General features: G+C 64.9%; 17 protein-coding genes. 9 read left to right on the top strand and 8 right to left on the bottom strand.

The window, feature by feature from the left end; genetic code table 11:
- Positions 1–61 precede the first annotated feature (61 nt).
- A complete protein-coding gene (locus XH92_RS11720) occupies positions 62–1,261 on the top strand; it encodes an MFS transporter (protein ID WP_246788375.1) in 1,200 nt (399 codons plus the stop codon).
- A 4-nt stretch (positions 1,262–1,265) separates the two neighbouring features.
- Here the strand turns inward: XH92_RS11720 and XH92_RS11725 are convergent, their stop codons facing one another.
- Positions 1,266–1,757 carry a MarR family winged helix-turn-helix transcriptional regulator gene (locus XH92_RS11725; protein ID WP_194459345.1) on the bottom strand — a complete coding sequence of 164 codons (492 nt, stop codon included), beginning with the start codon at positions 1,755–1,757 and terminating at the stop codon, positions 1,266–1,268.
- A gap of 328 nt (positions 1,758–2,085) precedes the next feature.
- Between XH92_RS11725 and XH92_RS11730 the strand changes: the two genes are divergently transcribed.
- Both XH92_RS11730 and XH92_RS11735 read left to right on the top strand, forming a co-directional pair.
- Positions 2,086–3,645 carry a porin gene (locus XH92_RS11730; RefSeq protein WP_194459346.1) on the top strand — a complete coding sequence of 520 codons (1,560 nt, stop codon included), beginning with the start codon at positions 2,086–2,088 and terminating at the stop codon, positions 3,643–3,645.
- 509 nt (positions 3,646–4,154) lie between these two features.
- A complete protein-coding gene (locus tag XH92_RS11735; protein ID WP_194459347.1) occupies positions 4,155–5,429 on the top strand; it encodes a dienelactone hydrolase in 1,275 nt (424 codons plus the stop codon).
- 43 nt (positions 5,430–5,472) lie between these two features.
- Here XH92_RS11735 and XH92_RS11740 read toward each other — a convergent pair whose 3' ends face one another.
- Positions 5,473–5,877 carry a DUF4864 domain-containing protein gene (locus XH92_RS11740; protein ID WP_194459348.1) on the bottom strand — a complete coding sequence of 135 codons (405 nt, stop codon included), beginning with the start codon at positions 5,875–5,877 and terminating at the stop codon, positions 5,473–5,475.
- A gap of 112 nt (positions 5,878–5,989) precedes the next feature.
- Positions 5,990–6,424 carry a hypothetical protein gene (locus tag XH92_RS11745; protein ID WP_194459349.1) on the bottom strand — a complete coding sequence of 145 codons (435 nt, stop codon included), beginning with the start codon at positions 6,422–6,424 and terminating at the stop codon, positions 5,990–5,992.
- Between the two features lie 140 nt (positions 6,425–6,564).
- Here XH92_RS11745 and XH92_RS11750 point away from each other — a divergent pair, with 140 nt between their 5' ends.
- The gene (locus tag XH92_RS11750) at positions 6,565–7,317 is read left to right on the top strand and encodes a helix-turn-helix domain-containing protein (protein WP_194459350.1); all 753 of its coding nucleotides are present in this window, start codon (positions 6,565–6,567) and stop codon (positions 7,315–7,317) included.
- Between the two features lie 257 nt (positions 7,318–7,574).
- On the opposite strand, the gene XH92_RS11755 is transcribed toward XH92_RS11750, so the two are convergent.
- Both XH92_RS11755 and XH92_RS11760 read right to left on the bottom strand, forming a co-directional pair.
- The gene (locus tag XH92_RS11755) at positions 7,575–9,101 is read right to left on the bottom strand and encodes a lysozyme inhibitor LprI family protein (protein ID WP_194459351.1); all 1,527 of its coding nucleotides are present in this window, start codon (positions 9,099–9,101) and stop codon (positions 7,575–7,577) included.
- Between the two features lie 67 nt (positions 9,102–9,168).
- On the bottom strand, positions 9,169–9,717 hold the full coding sequence (locus XH92_RS11760; protein WP_018273259.1) for a cupin domain-containing protein: 549 nt from the start codon (positions 9,715–9,717) through the stop codon (positions 9,169–9,171).
- Between the two features lie 148 nt (positions 9,718–9,865).
- On the opposite strand from XH92_RS11760, the gene XH92_RS11765 reads away from it, so the two are divergent.
- Together XH92_RS11765 and XH92_RS11770 are read left to right on the top strand one after the other, a co-directional pair.
- On the top strand, positions 9,866–11,194 hold the full coding sequence (locus XH92_RS11765) for an aspartate aminotransferase family protein (protein WP_194459352.1): 1,329 nt from the start codon (positions 9,866–9,868) through the stop codon (positions 11,192–11,194).
- 106 nt (positions 11,195–11,300) lie between these two features.
- Positions 11,301–12,566 carry a D-amino acid dehydrogenase gene (locus XH92_RS11770; RefSeq protein WP_194459353.1) on the top strand — a complete coding sequence of 422 codons (1,266 nt, stop codon included), beginning with the start codon at positions 11,301–11,303 and terminating at the stop codon, positions 12,564–12,566.
- Between the two features lie 22 nt (positions 12,567–12,588).
- Here the strand turns inward: XH92_RS11770 and XH92_RS11775 are convergent, their stop codons facing one another.
- On the bottom strand, positions 12,589–15,723 hold the full coding sequence (locus XH92_RS11775; protein WP_194459354.1) for an efflux RND transporter permease subunit: 3,135 nt from the start codon (positions 15,721–15,723) through the stop codon (positions 12,589–12,591).
- A gap of 361 nt (positions 15,724–16,084) precedes the next feature.
- Positions 16,085–16,288: a hypothetical protein gene (locus tag XH92_RS11780; RefSeq protein ID WP_194459355.1), complete on the bottom strand. Its 204-nt coding sequence runs from the start codon at positions 16,286–16,288 to the stop codon at positions 16,085–16,087.
- A 140-nt stretch (positions 16,289–16,428) separates the two neighbouring features.
- Here XH92_RS11780 and XH92_RS11785 point away from each other — a divergent pair, with 140 nt between their 5' ends.
- A complete protein-coding gene (locus XH92_RS11785) occupies positions 16,429–16,776 on the top strand; it encodes a hypothetical protein (protein ID WP_194459356.1) in 348 nt (115 codons plus the stop codon).
- 212 nt (positions 16,777–16,988) lie between these two features.
- Here XH92_RS11785 and XH92_RS11790 read toward each other — a convergent pair whose 3' ends face one another.
- Positions 16,989–17,633, bottom strand: coding sequence for a TetR/AcrR family transcriptional regulator (locus tag XH92_RS11790; protein WP_194459357.1), 645 nt, complete (start codon positions 17,631–17,633; stop codon positions 16,989–16,991).
- A 154-nt stretch (positions 17,634–17,787) separates the two neighbouring features.
- Here XH92_RS11790 and XH92_RS11795 point away from each other — a divergent pair, with 154 nt between their 5' ends.
- Both XH92_RS11795 and XH92_RS11800 read left to right on the top strand, forming a co-directional pair.
- On the top strand, positions 17,788–18,285 hold the full coding sequence (locus XH92_RS11795; RefSeq protein ID WP_194459358.1) for a (2Fe-2S)-binding protein: 498 nt from the start codon (positions 17,788–17,790) through the stop codon (positions 18,283–18,285).
- On the top strand, positions 18,282–19,328 hold the full coding sequence (locus XH92_RS11800; protein WP_194459359.1) for a xanthine dehydrogenase family protein subunit M: 1,047 nt from the start codon (positions 18,282–18,284) through the stop codon (positions 19,326–19,328). The genes XH92_RS11795 and XH92_RS11800 overlap by 4 nt, the downstream gene beginning before the upstream one ends.
- The last annotated feature ends 1 nt before the right edge of the window (position 19,329 follow it).

The following is a 19,329-nucleotide window of genomic DNA, read 5'->3' on the forward strand; positions in this document are numbered from 1 at the left end:
AAATGCCGACGAAGTTCCGCGTGCCGTGGTAATTTCTTCTGAATATTCCCCTGAAGCCGCAGTGTTCATTCCCGACTCGCGCCGGGCATGGCTGCGCCTTGCCGTCGCCGTCGTGATCGGCTCGCTCGGCAGCGTCGGCATGTGGTCGGTCGTGGTGGCGTTGCCGGCGGTGCAGACCGACTTCGGCGCGACCCGCGGAACGGCCTCGCTCGCCTTCACGATGGTGATGCTCGGCTTCGGCCTCGGCCAGGTCGTGACCGGCAAGATCAGCGACCGCTACGGCATCGTCGCGGCGATCGGCGCCGGGATCGGCATCCTCGGCCTCGGCTATGTCTGCGCCGGCTACGCGGCGTCGATCTGGGCCTTCATCCTGCTGCATTTCGCGATCGGCCTGTCATCGGCCGCGACCTTCGGCCCGCTGATGGCGGAAGCCTCGCACTGGTTCGAGCGCTACCGCGGCCTCGCGGTCGCGATCGCCGCCAGCGGCAATTATGTCGGCGGCACGGTGTGGCCCCCGCTGGTCAATTTCGGCATGCAGAGCGTCGGCTGGCGCACCACCCATATCGCGATCGGCATCTTCACCGCGATCGCGATGGCGGTCGCGCTCGTGGTGCTGCGTCTGCTGATGGGCGCGGCGACCCGGCGCAGCCACGTCAACGCGGCGCCGCCGCGGGTCGACATGCGGCTCTCCACCAACGCGCTGACCGCGATCCTGTCGCTGGCGTCGATCGCCTGCTGCGTGGCGATGTCGATGCCGCAGGTTCACATCGTCGCCTATTGCGGCGATCTCGGCTACGGCGTGGCGCGCGGCGCCGAGATGCTGTCGCTGATGCTCGGCTTCGGCATCATCAGCCGGATCGGCTCCGGGTTCCTCGCCGACCGGATCGGCGGCATCCGCACGCTGCTGATCGGCTCGATCGCGCAGGGCGCAGCGCTGCTGTTCTACCTGTTCTTCGACAGCCTGACCTCGCTCTACATCATCTCGGCGATGTTCGGCCTGTTCCAGGGCGGCATCGTGCCGAGCTACGCCATCATCGTGCGCGAGGCGATGCCGGCCTCCGAGGCCGCGACCCGGATCGGCATCGTGATCTTCGCCTCGGTGTTCGGCATGTCCTTTGGGGGCTGGATCTCGGGCGTGATCTTCGACGCCACCGGCTCCTATGCCGCGGCCTTCGCCAACGGCCTCGCCTGGAACCTGCTCAATGTCAGCATCATCCTGCTGCTCCTGATGCGGTCGCGGCAGCGGCTGGCGATCGCCTGATCCACTAAAGGTCGACCGAGATGCGCGCGATCGCCTTTTCCAGGCGGTTCTTGATCGAGTCCATCTTGCCGGTCAGTTGCTGCAGCTCGCGCAGGTCGAGGTCGGCATAGACGAACGCGTTCAACTCCTTGCGCTGCGCGGACAGGTTCGCCATCTGCTTCTTGGCGTGCTCGGTCAGCGACAGGTTCACGACCCGGGCATCCTCGCTCGAGTTTTTGCGGCGCAGCAGGTTCTTCTTCTCGAGCAGTTTCGACTGCGTCACCACAAACGACTGATCGACGCGCAGCGCCCGCGAAACCGCGCCGACCGGCAGGCCGACATTGCGGTCCTCGGCATTCGCCAGCACCGTCATGATCATCCATTGCGGCCCGGTGATTCCGATCATCTTGGCCCAGATGCTGCGCAACTCGTCGAGGCGGATGCTGGTCGACACGATCTCCCAAGCCAATCGTTCAGCCGCGTCCTGCACTTTGTCGGTCGATTTGCGCTCGGTCATGACGTACCTTAACAAAAATTCATCTTCACAGATATCGAGCAATTTTTGAAGCGGCCGTCCTGACGAAAATGTTCGTCGAGGCGTTGCCTGAATGACACATGGGTGCGCAAACATAGAATGACTAACTAATATAAGTTGAATATGTGACTGCCCAATTGCATTGTTCCCCGTCGTAGATGGGGGGCATCCACCATCTCACGCCTGCAGTGGCCGAGTTGACCACGAGCATCTTGAAAATGGCTGCGCCGCAGCGGTTTTCGGGAGGGGAACGTCTGTCGCTTTGCCAGCAGTGCAAGGCATCACTTGAAGGCATCAGTTGGAGGATAGCATGAAGATAGTTAAGGGCCTTTTGTTGGGCTCGGCGGCCGCTCTCGCCGCGAGCAGTGGAGCCATGGCGGCCGACCTTCCGGTCAAGGCCAAGGCAGTCGAATACGTGAAGGTCTGCTCGCTCTATGGTCCGGGCTTCTACTTTATTCCCGGTACCGACACCTGCATCAAGCTGGGCGGCTACCTGCGCGTCGACGTTCTGGCCAACACCAATTCGGATCACACCGGCAACTACGCCGGCGCCGGCGGCGCGCAGAACCGCTTCACCAACGGCTACACCTGGCGCTCGCGTGAAGACCTCAACGTCGACACCCGCACCGCGACCGAATACGGCGTGGTCCGTACCTTCTTCGATGCGACCTTCAGCTGGACCTCGGACAGCTATGGCGCGGGCGCGGCAGCAGGCTCTACGGTCTACTCGCCGATCGGAACGTCTGCCGCCCCGAACAACGCAAGTGCGGGCGGTGTCGCCGCCGGCACGGTCGGCGTCTATTACGCCTTCATCCAGTTCGCCGGCTTCACCATGGGTAAGGCGGTGTCGCAGTTCTCGGCGCCGTGGGCCAACTATCCGGGCAACAACTTCGACGGTCTCGTCGGCGGCGGCGGCACGATCACCGGCGTGAACCAGTTCACCTACACCGCGCAGTTCGGCAACGGCGTGTCGCTGTCCCTGTCGGCCCAGGATCAGTCGGCCTACTATCAGGCCGGCGTGCAGAATCTCGGTGTGCAGGGTACCGGCGCGCTCGGTCCCTACGGCGCGAGCGACTATGCCGGCACGATCGCTCCGGATCTGGTCGCTTCTCTCCGCGTCGACCAGGCCTGGGGTCTGTTCCAGGCGTCGTTCGCGGCGCATGACAACCACGCGGCCTACTATGGCGCTACCGAGTTGACCGGTCATCCGGACGACAAGTGGGGCTGGGCCGGCCAGTTGGCCCTGTCGATCAAGAACATCCCGACCGGACCTGGCGACACCATCAACTTGCAGGGCGTCTACACCAACGGTGCGACGCGCTACAACATCCAGGATCTCTCGGGTGCCGGTGCGTTCACCTACTTCGGCAACTCCAGCGTTCCCGGCGCCTATCAGAGCATCGGCTTCGGCATCGCGCCGGACAGCGTGTTCGTCAGCGGCGGCTCGCAGCAGCTCATCACGACGTACGGCGTGCGCGGTGCGTACGTCCACAACTGGAATCCCTATTGGAACACCAGCGTCTATGGTGCGTGGGCCCAGGTCAACTACAACAGCACCGCCAAAGGCTACATCTGCGGCCCGGGCGGAACTGGCGTGGGCGGATCGTTCGGCGTCCTGATCGGTGCCACCTCGAATCTGACCTCGTGCAACCCCGACTACAGCGTCGCTCAGATCGGTACGCAGACCCAGTGGACCCCGGTGAAGAACCTGACCTTCTCGGCTGACTTCACCTACACCCATCTGGATCAGAACTACGCGGGCACCATCACCTACCCGGGTAGCGCTGCGATCGGCAAGCCGGCCGCCGTGTACTCTCTCAGCAATCAGGATACCTACATGCTGCTGCTGCGCGCGCAGCGCAACTGGTAAAGCCCGGTTGATCCGGACTTGATCGCTACCAAAGCCTCGACAGAAAACTGTCGAGGCTTTGATTTTTGAAAGAAGAGTCTGTTGTATGATTTACTAACATTAGTCTATCATGTACAAACCAGATGTCGGTTGCTCTGCCGACCATGACGAGGAGATATCAGACTTCTTCATGAACTAGCCTCCAAAACCTCCGGCAATGCCCTGCCGGAGGTTTTTCATTTGAGGGAGCGCGCGCGGTGCGGGGATATGCTCCCGCGCGCACTCAAGCGGTCTGACGTCGCGAAGTCACGGCTCAGTGACTGGTGGCGTGTTTATTCTCGCGATCCCGTGAGTGCGCTGGCATCGGAAACATTACCGAGCATTTGCTCGGCAACGATTGCCGCAGCAACATTCGGCTCTCAGGCATAGCCGCAACGCATTCCTGCGCCGCCATATCGACATTTGCCGCCGCCGAATTACTTCAATTATATGAGGCAGCATTGGAATATTTTCTTGGGAGGGCCGCGTGATTGGCGGTTGCGATTTCGGCGCCAATTTTGCGCGGCGACCGAAGCGGCGGCTCGTCGACACCAACAATAAGCGGACTCGTACCGATCACGCGTACCGGCAGCGGAGCCGGGCGCGCACGAGTTGACAAAAACATGCATGAGCACTGTGGGGCGCGTGATGCCTCGTCAAGCAGCGTCGAGTTCGATGACAAGGGCTGGCCTGCCTGGCCGGGTCGAGAGGATCTGTCGGCCGAGTTCATCAAGCTTCTGGCCGCCGCGCAGGAAGGCGGCTCGACGGTCTCCGAATGCTGGCTGACCTTGAGCAAAGTCAACCTCGCTTCGGAGAGCTCATGGTCCGAACAGTGGATCAAGACCGCGGAACTGAACGAGGCGAGAGCCGAGCTTTCGTTGCTGAACGACAATCTGGTCACCGCGCGTCGCAACTGGCTTCGGGCCACCACCTACTTCCACGCCGCGGTAAGGCCTCCCGGATATGCCAACGATTTGCTGAACCGTGCCGTCGACGGCATGCGGCGATGCGCAACCAGCTTCTTGAAGAGCCGGGTTCCGGCCGGCCAGGTGCTCTCGATTCCCTGGACCGAAGACCTGTCCCTTCAAGCCTACTATCTGCCGTCGGCCGTTCGCGACGATGGACCGGTCGTCGTGTGCATTGGCGAGCCGGGTTCCTACAAGGAAGAGCTGATCACCAAATACGCAGGTCATGCCAACGAGCGCGGGTTCTCGCTTCTCGCCGTGGATCTGCTCGGCACTCAGACGGTGCTGTCGCCGGAACGGCTCGACGGCCACAAGTTCGAAGTCGCCATGAGCCGCGTCCTCGACTTTCTTTCGGAGAAACCCGGTGTCGACAGCACGCGGATCGCCATCGTGGCGGACGCCTGCAGTTCCTCGCTGGTCGCCCGGGCGGCGGCAAGTGACGCCCGGTTCGCCGCAGCGGTTTGCGATGCCGGAATTTGGGATTTGCACGAGAGAAGCTTCTTCCATCGGCAAGCAGGCGACGACACGCAGATTTGCTGGATTGAGGAAGCCAACGCGATTTCGCGAAGCATCGAATGTCCGTTGCTGGTCACTGCCGGCGAAGCCGGCTGGCTTCTGCCAGGTGCCTTGACCAAATTCGGCGACCAGTTGAGCAGCATTCATCGTGACGCCCGGCTGGTCCTGTTCCGGCGTGCCGAAACCGCGGCCATGCAGGGGCATATCGACAACCCGACCTTGGCCAATGAAGTCATCTTCGACTGGCTCGAGGACAGGCTCCGCTTAAGAAAGGGCCTGTCCTGAAGCGACTTGCCCGAGGTGACCGTTGCGGATCCGATCCGTGCGGTCACACGGCCTGGCCGGCCCTCAGCAACGAGCAGCCCGTGATCTTCAAGCTGCCGTCGGCCTGCCGCTCCAGCGTATAGAGCGCCTCCCACGCCTCGCCATTGGCGTCGACGATCTGAACGCGCTGCGCGATCCGGTCGCCGTCGCTCTGCGCCGCGCCGAACTCGAAGCTCCTGTGGCGATAGACCGGCGCGTATTGGTTCTGCACCATCGACATGAAGATATCGGCCTGCGGAAAGATCTGCTGGATCGCGGGCGCGGCATAGGAGTAGGCCGCCGCGGCGTCGTCGCGGCCGAATGCCTGCTCCTGGGCGCGGATCACGCCTTGCGCGGTGGCGACGTCATCGGCTGCTGCAGGCGCGAGCGCGCCCAGCAGAATAGCGAGGATCAGCACGATGATGCGCATGCGATGGCTCCGTCGCCAACCGGACCTTCCAGCCGCCGTAAGGCTACTCCTGCACGACTATCGCGGCAACGGAGCACGGTGCGTTCGCCGGCCAGGCCCGGGACGCGCGGTCTCAGTTGACGCGCCGGTGGCGATGCCGCAGCGCCTCGGCGGTCGGGCATCCGGCGCGCCGCGCAGAACGCGCTGCGAATGGCTCCTCGATGGTGACGATCTGGCAGCCATATCGCGCCGACACCTCGGCGATGACGTTCGACACCGCGTCGTCGATCCGCGAGCCGGGCAGATGCGCGACGATCAGGTCGCCGATGCTGAGCCGCTTGCGGACGCGCAGGTCGTTGTCGATGCGATAGCTGAACAGGGCATGGATCACCCCGCGGCGATCGCGGATCGCGATCAGCCCGGTCTCGGGCGAATTGCCGCGGCAGCGCCGGCGCACGAACCGCAGCCATTGCTCCGTGGTAATGCTGGCATCATGCATGAACACCAGCGGATAGGCCACGATCGCATGCTGATGGTCGATCAGAAGTGCTTGGAATTGCTCGTTCATCGCCGGATTCCCCGATGATGGGCGAAACTGCTGGGGAAAACGCGGCGCAGCATTGATTTGCATCAATGCCGCGGGCGGTTGATCCAGATCAAATCGCGACCGATAGTGTCGAGATTCCAGCCAGGCGGACCCCTGAAGCCATGCGCATTGCTGAACCATTGCAGGATCCGTGTGCCGGCGCGACGCCAGGTGACTGCCGGCACGGCCGCGCCACCAATGGCTGCGAAGACTGCAAGGTCAGGCTGTTCAGCGTCTGCGCCGCGCTGGAGCCGTCCGAGCTCGAGGAGCTCGACCGGATCAGCCACGCCAAGCAAGTCTCGGCAAAAACGACGCTGTTCGAGCAGAGTGCGCAGGCGGGAAGCGTGTTCAATGTCACCGACGGGGTCGTGCGACTCTACAAGTCCTTGCCCGACGGCCGCCGCCAGATCGTGGGTTTCGCGCTGCCGGGCGACTTCCTCGGGCTGGCGCTGCAGGATCGCTACGGCGTCACCGCCGAAGCGGTCAACGAGGTCGCGGTCTGCCGTTTCGCGCGATCGGCGTTTCTCGCCTATGTCGACGGCAAGCCGCATCTGCTGCGCCGCCTGCATGAATTCGCGGGGCACGAGCTGAGCCTGGCGCAGGACCAGATGCTGCTGCTCGGGCGGCGAACTGCCGAGGAAAAGATCGCCGCGTTCCTGCTCAACATGCAGACGCGATACGCCCGGATCGGAAGCATGTCCGTCACCGTGCCGTTGCCGATGAGCCGGCAGGACATCGCGGACTATCTCGGTCTGACCATCGAGACGGTGAGCCGCACCCTGACCCGCCTTGCGCGCGAGAAGGTGGTGTTGATCGTGCCCGATGGCGTGCGGCTGCTCGACCTCGAACGGCTCAGGCTGAGCGGCGCGAGCTGACGCTGCGGCGCCGACTTTTGATCCAGCACAAGGCGATGCGCGCGCAGCCGCGCTAGGTCTCTCCATCACAAGGAGACGACCCATGCCTCTCGACACCATCCTCGTCATGATCGCGGTCACCGCGATGTTCGCCACCATCGCCGCCGTCATCATGTGGGGCGACCGGCAGACCCGCGATCTGTGATCGCGTCGTGTGACGAAGGCCGTTCCGTTCCGACTTGAATCGGAACGGGGCATCCACGTCGCTTGAGAACGCTCTATCTGATCGAGCCCTTGAAATTGTTGATGTCGGGCGAGGGACGGGCGGGAAACAGCCGCGCGGTCGAGGAGTTGTCGAGCCGGCGCTTGCATTTCGCCTCGTCGGCGCTGTCTTCGGTGCCGTCCTTGCCGGTGCGCTTCTTGGCAAAGGCATCGTCCCGCCGGTTGACGATCAGCATCGCATGGTCGCGCTCGAGCGTATCCGGGTTCTTGCGCTGCTCGTCGGAGCGGAACGCGCCGCCGACCATCTTGCCCGTCATCTCGTAGTCGCAGCCGGCCTTCCAGTCGCCCTGGTCCCACTTCCACCCGACAGCCTTCAGCGTGCCGTCTTTCTCCGCGGTGACCTTGATGATGGCATTGTAGGCGAGCCAGACGCCGGCAAGCCCGCTGCGTTTGTCGTCAAAGCCGTCGAGCAGCGCCAGGCGCTCGCGCTGCAGGCCGTTGACGTGATCGCGCGCGTCGACGGTGAAGTGGACCTGCGAGCTTTGCTTGTTCCACGCCGGGTGCAGGAATTCCGGATACTCTTCGGTCTGGCTCTTCACCCAGTTGCGCTGGTCGTCGATCAAGGCGCGCCGCGTCGCCTCGTCGAGCCGCGGCTGCAACGCCCTCCAGGCGCGGTTCAGTCGCTGGTCGTTGTCGGCGAGATCAGGATCGGCGCAGATTTCCTCGTCGGTCGCGGTCTCGGGCCTGGTGCAGTCGAAGGTCGGCGCGACGAAGGCGGTGTCGGCCTTGTCGGATGCCGCGTCCTTGCCGGCGGCGAAATAGCTGCCGGTGACTTGCCACATCGACGAACAGTCGTTGAGCCCGTCCCATTCCTCATCGTCGATACTGCCGACGATCCGCAAGGTCTCGCCCTGGCGGCGGAGCTTGATTGACGGCGGCTTGGCGGGAGTGGCGGCCGTGTCGGTCTTGGGCTTGTCGGGCGGCGTCTCCGCCTCGATCACCACGGGGCCGGCGAGCCAGCCGGTCCCGGACGGCTTCAGATCGGCGGTCAGCTTGCAGCTTCGCCTGCGGTCGCCGCCATAGTCGCCGCGCAGATCGGCGGCGAGCCGATAGGCGCCTCCCTCGGTCGGCGTCAGCGTGATACTGCCGAAGGCATTGACCCAGTTGCCTGACAGGCCCGGGCGGCCGGATGCGATTCCGTCAAGTGCGGCCGCGCGGCGGCGCAAGGCCGCAGCAAAATTGGCTTTCAGCTCGTCTTCATCGGTGTCGGCGAGCACCTCGGCGGCGTCGATGATCATCTCGTTGAACCAGGTCTGGTCGCGCTTCAGCAGCGGCTTGACGTTGGACGGCATCCTGGCAAGCGCGGCGTCGAACGCCTTGTCGATCTGCGCCACGAGCTTGTCATAGCCGGCCTTCTTGCAGTCGGCGGCCTTGATCCGGTTATCGCCGCCATCGCCGCACAGGCTGATCGCGGTCGGCGCGCTGCTCGATGCGCGCAGGAAATCGTCCATCGCAAGCGACGGCGCGCAGGCAAGGATCGAGATGGCCGCGACGGCGGCGGCAAGCCGTGGGAAGCAAGGCATCGACGTCACCCGTAAGGCCGCTTCATGCGGCCCTTGCGGCTTGGGTCGCGCACCGCCTGCGCCGGGTTCAAAATGTCGGCGGCGTGCAGGCCGAAATCACCTCGCACGGCTTGGCGCCGATGCAGCGGAAGCGGTGCGGGCGGCGGCTTTCGAAGTAATAGGCGTCGCCCGCGTTGAGCACCCGCCGCTCGTCGTCGACGGTAACCTCGAGCCGGCCCGAGACCACGATGCCGCCTTCCTCGCCCTCATGCACCAGCGGCACCCGGCCGGTGTCGCTGCCGGGCTCGTAGCGCTCTTTCAGGATCTGCAACGCCCGTCCGAACAGGCTGTCGCCGATCTGGAGGTAGGAGATCGGCTTCTTGCCGATCTCGGTCAGCTCGTCGGCGCGGTAGAACGCCTTGCGCGGCCGCTCCGGCTCAATCGCGAAGAACTCCGCAAGCCCCATCGGGATGCCGTCGAGGATGCGCTTCAGCGCGCCGACCGACGGGTTCATCTGGTTGGATTCGATCAGCGAAATCGTCGAGTTGGTCACGCCGGAGCGCTTGGCGAGCTCGCGCTGCGACAGCTTGTGCCGCGCGCGGATGAATCGGAGCCGACCGCCGATGTCGACGCTCATGACAAATCCCTGTTGCAGGTGTTGCGGATCGGGCAAATCTTGGCAGACCGCCCCAACAAGATCAATGGCTTGCGGTGCGACAGAAAAGGACTTGTTGAGTGCCGGGAAGAGTGGTCCGAGTAGGCTCAGTCAGCAATGGAGCGCCGCCGTGACCGTTCATCAGATTCCGAACACCATCAAAACCGATTCGTTCTGGATGCCCTTCACGGCCAACCGGCAGTTCAAGAAGGCGCCGCGGCTGTTCTCCTCCGCCAAGGGCATGTACTACACCTCGGTCGACGGCCGGCAGGTGATCGACGGCTCCGCCGGTCTCTGGTGCGTCAACGCCGGCCACGGCCGCCCGCAGATCGCGGCCGCGGTCGAGCGCCAGCTCTCCACACTGGACTTCGCGCCGTCCTTCAACATGGGCCACCCGCTGGCGTTCGATTTCGCCGAGCGCCTCGCCGAGATCGCCCCGAAGGGGCTCGATCGGATATTCTTCACCAATTCGGGCTCTGAGTCGGTCGACACCGCGCTGAAGATCGCACTGGCCTATCACCGCGCCGCAGGCCAGCCGACCCGCACCCGCCTGATCGGCCGCGAGCGCGGCTATCACGGCGTCGGCTTCGGCGGCATGTCGGTCGGCGGCATGGTCGCCAACCGCCGCCAGTTCGCGACCCATCTGCCGGGCGTCGACCACATCCGCCATACCCATGATCTCGCCCGCAACGCCTTCGCCAAGGACCAGCCGGATCACGGCGCCGAGCTCGCCGACGACGTCGAGCGGATGGTGGCGCTGCACGGCGCGGACACCATCGCGGCGGTGATCGTCGAGCCGGTGCCCGGTTCGACCGCGGTGCTGCCGGCGCCGAAGGGCTATCTGCAGCGGCTGCGCGAGCTCTGCACCAAGCACGGCATCCTCTTGATCTTCGACGAGGTCATCACCGGCTTCGGCCGCCTCGGCACCCCGTTCGCCGCCAACTTCTACGGCGTGACGCCGGACATGATGACGACCGCCAAGGGCATCACCAACGGCACCGTGCCGTGCGGCGCGGTGTTCGCCAGCCGCCAGGTCCATGACGGGCTGATGGTCGGCCCTGATAACGCCATGGAGCTGTTCCACGGCTACACCTATTCGGCGCATCCGGTGGCCTGCGCGGCCGGCCTTGCCACGCTCGACATCTACAAGGACGAGGGTCTGTTGACCCGCGGCGCCTCGCTCTCCGACTACTGGCGCGATGGCCTGCATTCGCTGAAGGGGCTGCCCAACGTCGTCGACATCCGCAACCAGGGCCTGATGGGCGCGGTCGAGCTCGCGCCGCGTGACGGCGTCGTCGGCGTACGCGGCTACGACGTCATGGTCGATTGCTTCAATCGCGGTCTCTACTTCCGCATGAGCGGCGACTCGCTCGCGCTGTCGCCGCCTTTGATCGTCGAGAAGTCGCACATCGACGACATCGTCTCGATCCTCGGCGACGCCATCAAGCGGGTGGCCTGATAATTGCTAGCTAAACTTTAGCTAGCTTTACAAATTGCTGTCGCCGTTGCGAAGCAGAGTGGTTTCGCAGCGGCGATTGCGTTTTCGCTGCAGGATGTGAGGAAAAGTGAAGGTCCTTGTTCTCGGCAGTGGCGTGATCGGCGTCACTTCGGCCTATTACCTTGCGCGCGCCGGCCACGAGGTGACGGTGATCGATCGTCAGCCGAAACCGGCGCTCGAAACCTCCTTTGCCAATGCCGGTGAAGTGTCGCCCGGCTATTCATCGCCGTGGGCCGGGCCCGGCGTGCCGGTCAAGGCGGTGAAGTGGCTGTTGATGAAGCACGGCCCGCTGGTGATCCGCCCCAAGCTCGATCCCGTGATGTGGCTCTGGCTCTTGAAGATGCTGCGCAACTGCACCACGGCGCGCTACGCGGTGAACAAGAGCCGGATGATCCCGATCGCGGAATATAGCCGCGACTGCCTGCAGGCGCTGCGCAGCGAGATCGGCATCCGCTATGACGAGCGCGCACGCGGCACGTTGCAGCTGTTCCGTTATCAATCGCAGCTCGATGGCACCGGCGACGACATCGCGGTGCTGAAGCAATATGGCGTGCCGTTCGAGGTGCTGGATCGCGAGGGCTGCATCGCCGCCGAGCCCGCGCTCGCCGGCGTGAAGCAGAAATTCGCCGGCGGCCTGCGGCTGCCGCATGACGAGACCGGCGACTGCCACATGTTCACGCAGGCGTTAGCGCTAGAAGCCGAGAAGCTCGGCGTGCGCTTCAATTTCAGCGTCGGCATCGATGGATTGAACGCAGACGCCACCCGGATCACCGGCGTTGCGACCAGCGCCGGCCTGATGACCGCCGACGCCTACGTGCTCGCGCTCGGCAGCTACTCGCCGCACCTGGTGCGGCCGCTCGGCATCTCGCTGCCGGTCTATCCCGTGAAGGGCTATTCGATCACGGTGCCGATCAAGGATGCCTCCGGCGCGCCGGAATCCACCGTGATGGACGAGAGCTACAAGGTCGCGATCACCCGGCTCGGCGATCGCATCCGGGTTGGCGGTACTGCCGAGATCTCGGGCTATTCGACCAAGCTCTACGCCGCGCGGCGCGCGACGCTGGACCATTCGCTGACCGATCTGTTTCCGCGCGGCGGCGATCTTCCGAAGGCCACCTTCTGGTGCGGCCTGCGCCCGATGACGCCGGACGGCCCGCCGGTGATCGGCGCGACGCGCTTTGCCAATCTGCATCTCAACACCGGCCACGGCACGCTCGGCTGGACCATGGCCTGCGGCTCCGGCCGGGTGCTGGCCGACATGCTCTCCGGCAAGAAGCCCGAGATCGAGACCAAGGAGCTGTCGATCACCCGCTACGATCACAGGTTCGGTTAAGCTTCATCGTCGCGGCAAATCGCTATTCGGCGGCGTTCCTGTTCACGATCGGCTCGGCATCGTCGTCGCGCTTCGTCGCCGTCCAGCTCGACAGCGCGTTCGACAGCCGGTCGAGATAGAGATACACGACCGGCGTCGTGAACAGCGTCAGCGCCTGGCTCACGATCAGGCCGCCGACCATCGCATAGCCGAGCGGCTGGCGGATTTCCGACCCCGTCCCGGTGCCGAGCATCAGCGGCACGCCGCCGAGCAAGGCCGCCATCGTCGTCATCATGATCGGGCGGAAACGCAAGAGCGCCGCTTTCCGGATCGATTCACGCGGCGACAGATGCTCCTCGCGCTCGGCGGCGATCGCGAAGTCGACCATCATGATGCCGTTCTTCTTCACGATCCCGATCAGGAGGATGATGCCGATCAGCGCGATCAGGCTGAAATCGAATCCGAATGCCATCAGGATCGCCAGCGCACCGACCCCGGCCGACGGCAGCGTGGACAGGATCGTGAGCGGATGGATGTAGCTTTCATAGAGCATGCCGAGGATCAGATAGACCACGACCAGCGCGGCCAGGATCAGCAGCGGCACCGAGCTCAGTGATTGCTGGAAGGCCTGCGCGGTGCCCTGGAAGCTCGAGCTGAGGGTGGCCGGAGCGCCCAGATTGGCGACGGCGTCCTGGATGGCATCGGTGGCCTGGCCGAGCGCCACCCCTTGCGCGAGGTTGAAGCTGATCGTGGTCGCGGGAAACTGCCCCTGGTGGGCGATCGCGAGCGGACGCACCGGAACCGTCGTCCACTTGCAGAACACCGAGATCGGCACCTCGTCGCCCGTCGTCGGCGACTTGATGTAGAGCTTGTTGAGCGTGTCGAGCTTGCCCTGCAATTCGGGAAGGATCTCGATGATGACATGATAGCTGTTGAGCTGGGTGAAGTACTGGGTCACCTGGCGCTGGCCGAACGCGTCGTACAGCGTGTCGTCGATCAGTTGCGGCTGGATGCCGAAGCGCGAGGCGGTGTCGCGATCGATGGTCATCGTCAGCGTCGTTCCCTCGGTCTGCTGGTCGGTGGCGACGTCGCGCAATTGGGGCAGCGTTTTCATTTTGGTCAGGATTTTCGGCGCCCACTCGTTCAGCTCGGCGAGGTTCGCGTCCTGCAGGGTGTATTCGAATTGCGTGCGCGTGGCGCGGCCGCCGAGCCTGACGTCCTGCGAGGCCTGCATGTAGAGCCGGGCTCCCTCGACCGCCTCGAGCTTCGGCCGCAGCCGCGCGATGATCTGCTCGGCGCTCGCGTCGCGCTCCTCGCGCGGCTTCAGCGTGATGTACATGCGGCCGGAATTCAGCGCGGTGCCGCCGCCGCCGATGAACTCGGCCATGCTGTCGACCGCGGGATCGGCCCGGACGATCCGGCTGAGTTCTTCCTGATGCTGCTTCATGTCGGAAAACGAGATGTCCTGGGCCATCTCCGACACGGCGTTCAGGAAGCCGTTGTCCTGCTGCGGGAAGAATCCCTTGGGAATGATCACGAACAGATAGACCGACAGGGCCACCGTCGCGAAGAAGATGCACAGCGTGGTCCGGCTCCAGCCCAGCGCCAGATCGAGGCCGCGCTCATAGCCGTGCAGCATCCGGTCGAATGCCGCTTCGCTCCATTGGTAGAGCCGGCCGTGCCTGGTTTCGCCATGCGGGCGCAGGAAGCGCGATGCCATCATCGGCGTCAGCGACAGCGACACCACCAGCGAGACGAAGATCGCCATCGCGAGCGTCACCGCGAACTCGCGGAACAGCCGGCCGATGACGCCTCCCATCAGCAGCAGCGGGATCAGCACCGCGACCAGCGAAACGCTGATCGACAGGATCGTGAATCCGATCTCGCCGGCGCCCCGCAGCGCCGCGGCCAGCGGCCGTTCGCCCTGCTCGACATATCGCGTGATGTTCTCCAGCATGACGATGGCGTCGTCGACCACGAAGCCGACCGCGATCGTCAGCGCCATCAGCGAAAGATTGTCGAGCGTATAGCCGAACACCCACATCAGCGCGCAGGCGCCGAGCAGCGCGAGCGGCACGGTGACGGCGGGAATCACCGTGGCCCAGAAGCTGCGCAGGAACACGAAGATCACCATGACGACCAGCACGATGGTGATCAGCAGCGTGATCTGCACGTCCTCGACGGCGGCGCGGATCGTCAAGGTCCGGTCGCTGATGATCTTGATCTTGATGGCGGGCGGGATGGCGGCAATCAGCCTTGGAAGCTGCGCCTTGATCCGGTCGACCGTGCCGATGACGTTGGCGCCGGGTTGCTTGAAGATGACGAGGAATACGCCGCGCTTGCCGTCCGCCCAGGCGGCCTGCTTCATGTCTTCCGGCCCGGCGACGGCCTGGCCGATGTCGCGGATCCGCAACGGGCCGCCGTTGCGGTAGGCGACGATCACGTCATTCCACGCCTTGGCCTCCACCAGCTGATCGTTGGCGTAAATCGTGTAGGCGCGCGTCGTGCCGTCGATGTTGCCCTTCGGACTGTCGACCGTCGTGATGGCGATCTGGCCGCGGATATCCTCCAGCGACAGCCCCTTGGCGACCAGTTTGGCGGGATCGATCTGCACGCGGATCGCCGGCTTCTGCTGTCCGCCGATGAACACCTGCGCGACGCCGGAAATCTGGCTGATCTGCTGCCCTAGCTGGGCATCGACCGCATCGCTCACCTTGATCAGCGGCAGGGTGTCCGAGGTCGCCGACAACAGCAGGATCGGCGAGTCCGCCGGGTTGACCTTGCGATAGGTCGGCGGCGTCGGCAGGTTCTTGGGCAATTGGCCGCCTGCGGCATTGATCGCGGCCTGGATGTCGTTGGCGGCGCCGTCGATGTTGCGGTTCAGATCGAACTGGATGGTGACCGCGGTCGAGCCGAGCGAGCTCGTCGAGGTCATCTGGGCGATGCCGGGAATCTGCGCGAATTGCCGCTCCAGCGGCTGCGCCACCGAGGACGCCATGGTTTCCGGGCTGGCGCCGGGCAGGTTTGCCGAGATCTGGATGGTCGGAAAGTCGACCTGCGGCAGGGGCGCGACCGGCAGCAGCGGATAGGCGACCATGCCGACGAACAGAATGCCGGCCATCAGCAGCGAGGTGCCAATAGGGTAGCGGATAAACGGAGATGAGATGCTCTCGTTCATTTCTGCAATCCAAATGAACGGCAGGCGCATCTTTTCCCGAATGCCGGGAGTCGTCCTCGAAAAGCTCGAGCGCGAACGCGCGGTTTCCTCGCCATGGCCGATCGGCAGATCGCGGAGTTCGCGTCTACCTGTTTTTTGCCAGCATAATCACTGTTGAGGACGGCGCGCGAATGGAAACGGCGGATCGCCCATTCGACCTTCGTTCAATTGCCGGAATCCGCGCGCCCAAAACGCGTCGTCGTCGCGAAGTATGTCTTATTACGATATATCTGCGGCGGCTGGTTCGCCCTGCGAGAGGCGAGGGTCATGATCTTTCACCGGCGATTCGATTTCCCCGGTGCAGGTTGCGTTCGCAACGGCCCTAGGCGATGTCGAACTCGTCCTGCATCGCCGTCACGGTGTCGCGAAGTTGTCTCTCCTTGGCCTCATCCAGGGCGGTCTCGCGCGTGCCGCCGAGATCCCAGCTTGGCGTGTAGCCCTTGAGGCGGATCAGCTTCAGGCCCGTGACCCCGGACCGTCTTTCGAGTTCGGCCGTCAGTTCATGCTGCATCTGAAGTGTCTTCATCAGGCATCTCCGGGAAGGCTATCGGCTCAACAGGACAGAGGGCGCCGTGTTCCTCGCGTTCGCGCGAGGTGGCCCTGCAGCCTTGGAACGCCCAGCTCGCGGAACACGTTGCTCCGGTTCGAACCAGGAAAGGATTTCACATGAAGAAACTGGCAACGATCGGGTTGGCTGCGGCGATGATGCTGTCGGCGCCACTCGCCTTCGCTCAAGGAGCAGGCGGTGGATCGGCCGGCGGCGCGAGCGCGGGCGCGGGGACCGGAAGTTCGGGCACAGGAACCGGCACCGGCGCTCAGGGCACCAGCGGCACCAGCGGAATGGGGCAGGGGCCGGGACTGAGCAATCCGACCGGCAGCACCACCGGCAACATGAACAACCCGGGCACCGCGACGCCGAATTACTGGTCCGACCCGAACAACAATTCCGCGACCGGGACCGGGACATCGAACCTGCCCGGCAACAACAGCGGAACGCGGACCAACCCGCGATGATCGCGAGGGGCCCCGCTTCGAACGGGGCTTTTCGTCGCACCAGCGTTGGATCAACGAAAAGCCCGGCACGATGGCCGGGCTGGATCGCAACTATGAACTAGAGCAAATATGAGCTTGGATTTCGCAATGCTGCGATCTTGCCGAAAGCCAGTCGGTTCGTCTGTGCACTTTGGCACATTTGCCGGACGTTTCTTTCGGCTGCTCCGCTAAAGCTATGCTTGGCGTGGCGCCTTTCGCCCTGCTTTCTTCGCAGGCTGCGCCGGTGCCGCCTTGGCCGCAGGCTGCACCCGCAAGCCGTCCACGAACACATCGAGCAGCCTGAGCGCCGTGGTCTGCCAGCCCGGCTGGTCGTGCATGTAGCACATGCCGATCAGCGCGCGCAGCACGTCCTCGGCGCTGATGTCGTCGCGGATGGCGCCGGCCGCGACGGCGCGGGCGAGCAGGGTGCCGATCGCCTTGGTCAGGCGATCGAACGAATAGGCGTGCAATTCGCTCGAGCCGGCCGCCACCAGCGCGAGCGCTGCGACCATGCCCTTCTTGGTCGCGACGAATTGCACATTGGCGCGCAGCCAGCGCCGCAGCGCCTCGACCGGTTCCGGCGCGTTCACCAGCTGCTCGGCGAGATCGCCGAGCTGCTCGACCTCGCGGCGATAGACGGCCTCATACAGCGCCTCGCGGGTCGGGAAGTGGCGATACAGCGTGCCGATGCCGACGCCGGCACGGCGTGCGACCGCCTCCAGGCTCGCCTCGCTGCCGCCGGCCGAGAACACGGCCTTGGCCGCCTCCAGCACGCGCTCGCGGTTGCGCACGGCGTCGGCGCGCGGCTTGCGGACAATTTCTGGTGAGGACCCGCTCATTGCTTTTTCTTTTCACCCTCCCTTGTAAACGGAGGATGCCTCCGTATATGGCGACCAGCACCGGGCCTGACAAGGCGCGCCGATCATGCATCGGCGGCCACGGGTTCGCGTTGCCTCGATTCAACCCGACCATACACGGATCGGAGCGCCTTGCATGAATCTCCCACTCAGTCTCACCATCAACGGCGTCCGCCGGGAAATTGCTCTCGACGACCCCCGCGTTACCCTGCTCGACCTGCTGCGCGAGCGGCTCGACCTCACCGGAACCAAGAAGGGATGCGACCGCGGCCAGTGCGGCGCCTGCACCATCCTGGTCGACGGCCGCCGCATCAATTCCTGTCTCGCGCTCGCCGTCAGTCATGACGGCGCCGAGATCACCACCATCGAAGGCGTCGGGCGCGGCGGCGAGCTGCATCCTGTGCAGGCCGCCTTCATCGCCCATGACGGCTTCCAGTGCGGCTTCTGCACCCCGGGCCAGATCATGAGCGGCATCGGCCTGATCCAGGAGGGGCAGGCCGGCGACGACCCCGAGCGGGTGCGCGAATGCATGAGCGGCAACCTGTGCCGCTGCGGCGCCTATCAGGGGATCACCGAAGCCGTGCTCGAGGCACAAAGCAACATGACCGCCAGCAAGCAGAGGCGCTCCGCATGATGAACTTCGATTACGTCAGGCCGGCCAATGTCGCGGACGCGATCGCGGCGGCATCCGAGAAGGGCGCGAGCTATCTCGCCTCCGGCACCAATCTGCTCGACCTGATGAAGGGCGGCGTCAGCCGGCCGAGCCGTCTCGTCGACGTCACGCGGCTGCCCGGGCTCGATCGCATCGAGCGTCTCGCCGACGGCAGCTTGCGCATCGGCGCGCTGGTGCGCAACGCCGATCTCGCGCATGACGCCGAGTTCGCGCGCAGCTATCCGGCGGTCGCCGAGGCGCTGCTGTCGGGCGCATCCGCCCAGCTGCGCAACGCCGCGACGGTGGGCGGCAATCTGATGCAGCGGACCCGCTGCGCCTATTTCTACGACGCCGGCAGCGCCTGCAACCGGCGCTGGCCGGGCGCCGGCTGCGATGCGCTAAAGGGCGAGAACCGCCTGCACGCGGTGCTGGGCTGGAGCGAGGGCTGCATCGCGACCCATCCGTCGGATTTCTGCGTGCCGCTGGTCGCGCTCGATGCGGTCGTCGAGATCGAGGGCAAAAGCGGGCGGCACGAACTGCCGCTCGAGGCGCTGCATCGCCTGCCCGGTGAGACGCCGGAGCGGGAGACCGCGCTGGAGCGCGGCGACCTGATCGTCGCGCTGCGGCTGCCGGCCGCCGCAAAAGGCTTCGCCAAGCATGCGCGCTACATCAAGGTCCGCGAGCGCACCTCCTATGCCTTCGCCGTGGTCTCGGCCGCCGCGGCCTTGCGCATCGAGGAGGGCAGGATCCGCGAGGCGCGGCTCGCGCTCGGCGGCGTCGCGGCAAAGCCGTGGCGTTCGCGCGAGGCCGAGCAGGTGCTCGCCGGCGCCGCGCCGGATGCGACGGTCTATCGCGAGGCGGCACGCGCCGCGCTCGCCGACGCAAAGCCGTCCGGCGACAACGCCTTCAAGATCGAGCTCGCGCAGCGCATCGTCGTGCGCGCGCTCACCCTTGCCGCCGCAGGCACGCCGGATCGCATCGCCGCGCTGCCCGGCTCTCCCTTCTCCTCCGTCGCAGGAGCATAAC

The organism is Bradyrhizobium sp. CCBAU 53421 (assembly GCF_015291625.1).
GTDB lineage: Bacteria > Pseudomonadota > Alphaproteobacteria > Rhizobiales > Xanthobacteraceae > Bradyrhizobium.

What these genes read in the sequence shown, in the direction of transcription:
- XH92_RS11725 (WP_194459345.1), bottom strand. Translation starts at nt 1,757, where the DNA reads ATGACCGAGCGCAAATCGACCGACAAAGTGCAGGACGCGGCTGAACGA.
- XH92_RS11730 (WP_194459346.1), top strand. Translation starts at nt 2,086, where the DNA reads ATGAAGATAGTTAAGGGCCTTTTGTTGGGCTCGGCGGCCGCTCTCGCC.
- XH92_RS11740 (WP_194459348.1), bottom strand. Translation starts at nt 5,877, where the DNA reads ATGCGCATCATCGTGCTGATCCTCGCTATTCTGCTGGGCGCGCTCGCG.
- XH92_RS11745 (WP_194459349.1), bottom strand. Translation starts at nt 6,424, where the DNA reads ATGAACGAGCAATTCCAAGCACTTCTGATCGACCATCAGCATGCGATC.
- XH92_RS11750 (WP_194459350.1), top strand. Translation starts at nt 6,565, where the DNA reads ATGCGCATTGCTGAACCATTGCAGGATCCGTGTGCCGGCGCGACGCCA.
- XH92_RS11755 (WP_194459351.1), bottom strand. Translation starts at nt 9,101, where the DNA reads ATGCCTTGCTTCCCACGGCTTGCCGCCGCCGTCGCGGCCATCTCGATC.
- XH92_RS11760 (WP_018273259.1), bottom strand. Translation starts at nt 9,717, where the DNA reads ATGAGCGTCGACATCGGCGGTCGGCTCCGATTCATCCGCGCGCGGCAC.
- XH92_RS11775 (WP_194459354.1), bottom strand. Translation starts at nt 15,723, where the DNA reads ATGAACGAGAGCATCTCATCTCCGTTTATCCGCTACCCTATTGGCACC.
- XH92_RS11780 (WP_194459355.1), bottom strand. Translation starts at nt 16,288, where the DNA reads ATGAAGACACTTCAGATGCAGCATGAACTGACGGCCGAACTCGAAAGA.
- XH92_RS11785 (WP_194459356.1), top strand. Translation starts at nt 16,429, where the DNA reads ATGAAGAAACTGGCAACGATCGGGTTGGCTGCGGCGATGATGCTGTCG.
- XH92_RS11790 (WP_194459357.1), bottom strand. Translation starts at nt 17,633, where the DNA reads ATGAGCGGGTCCTCACCAGAAATTGTCCGCAAGCCGCGCGCCGACGCC.
- XH92_RS11795 (WP_194459358.1), top strand. Translation starts at nt 17,788, where the DNA reads ATGAATCTCCCACTCAGTCTCACCATCAACGGCGTCCGCCGGGAAATT.
- XH92_RS11800 (WP_194459359.1), top strand. Translation starts at nt 18,282, where the DNA reads ATGATGAACTTCGATTACGTCAGGCCGGCCAATGTCGCGGACGCGATC.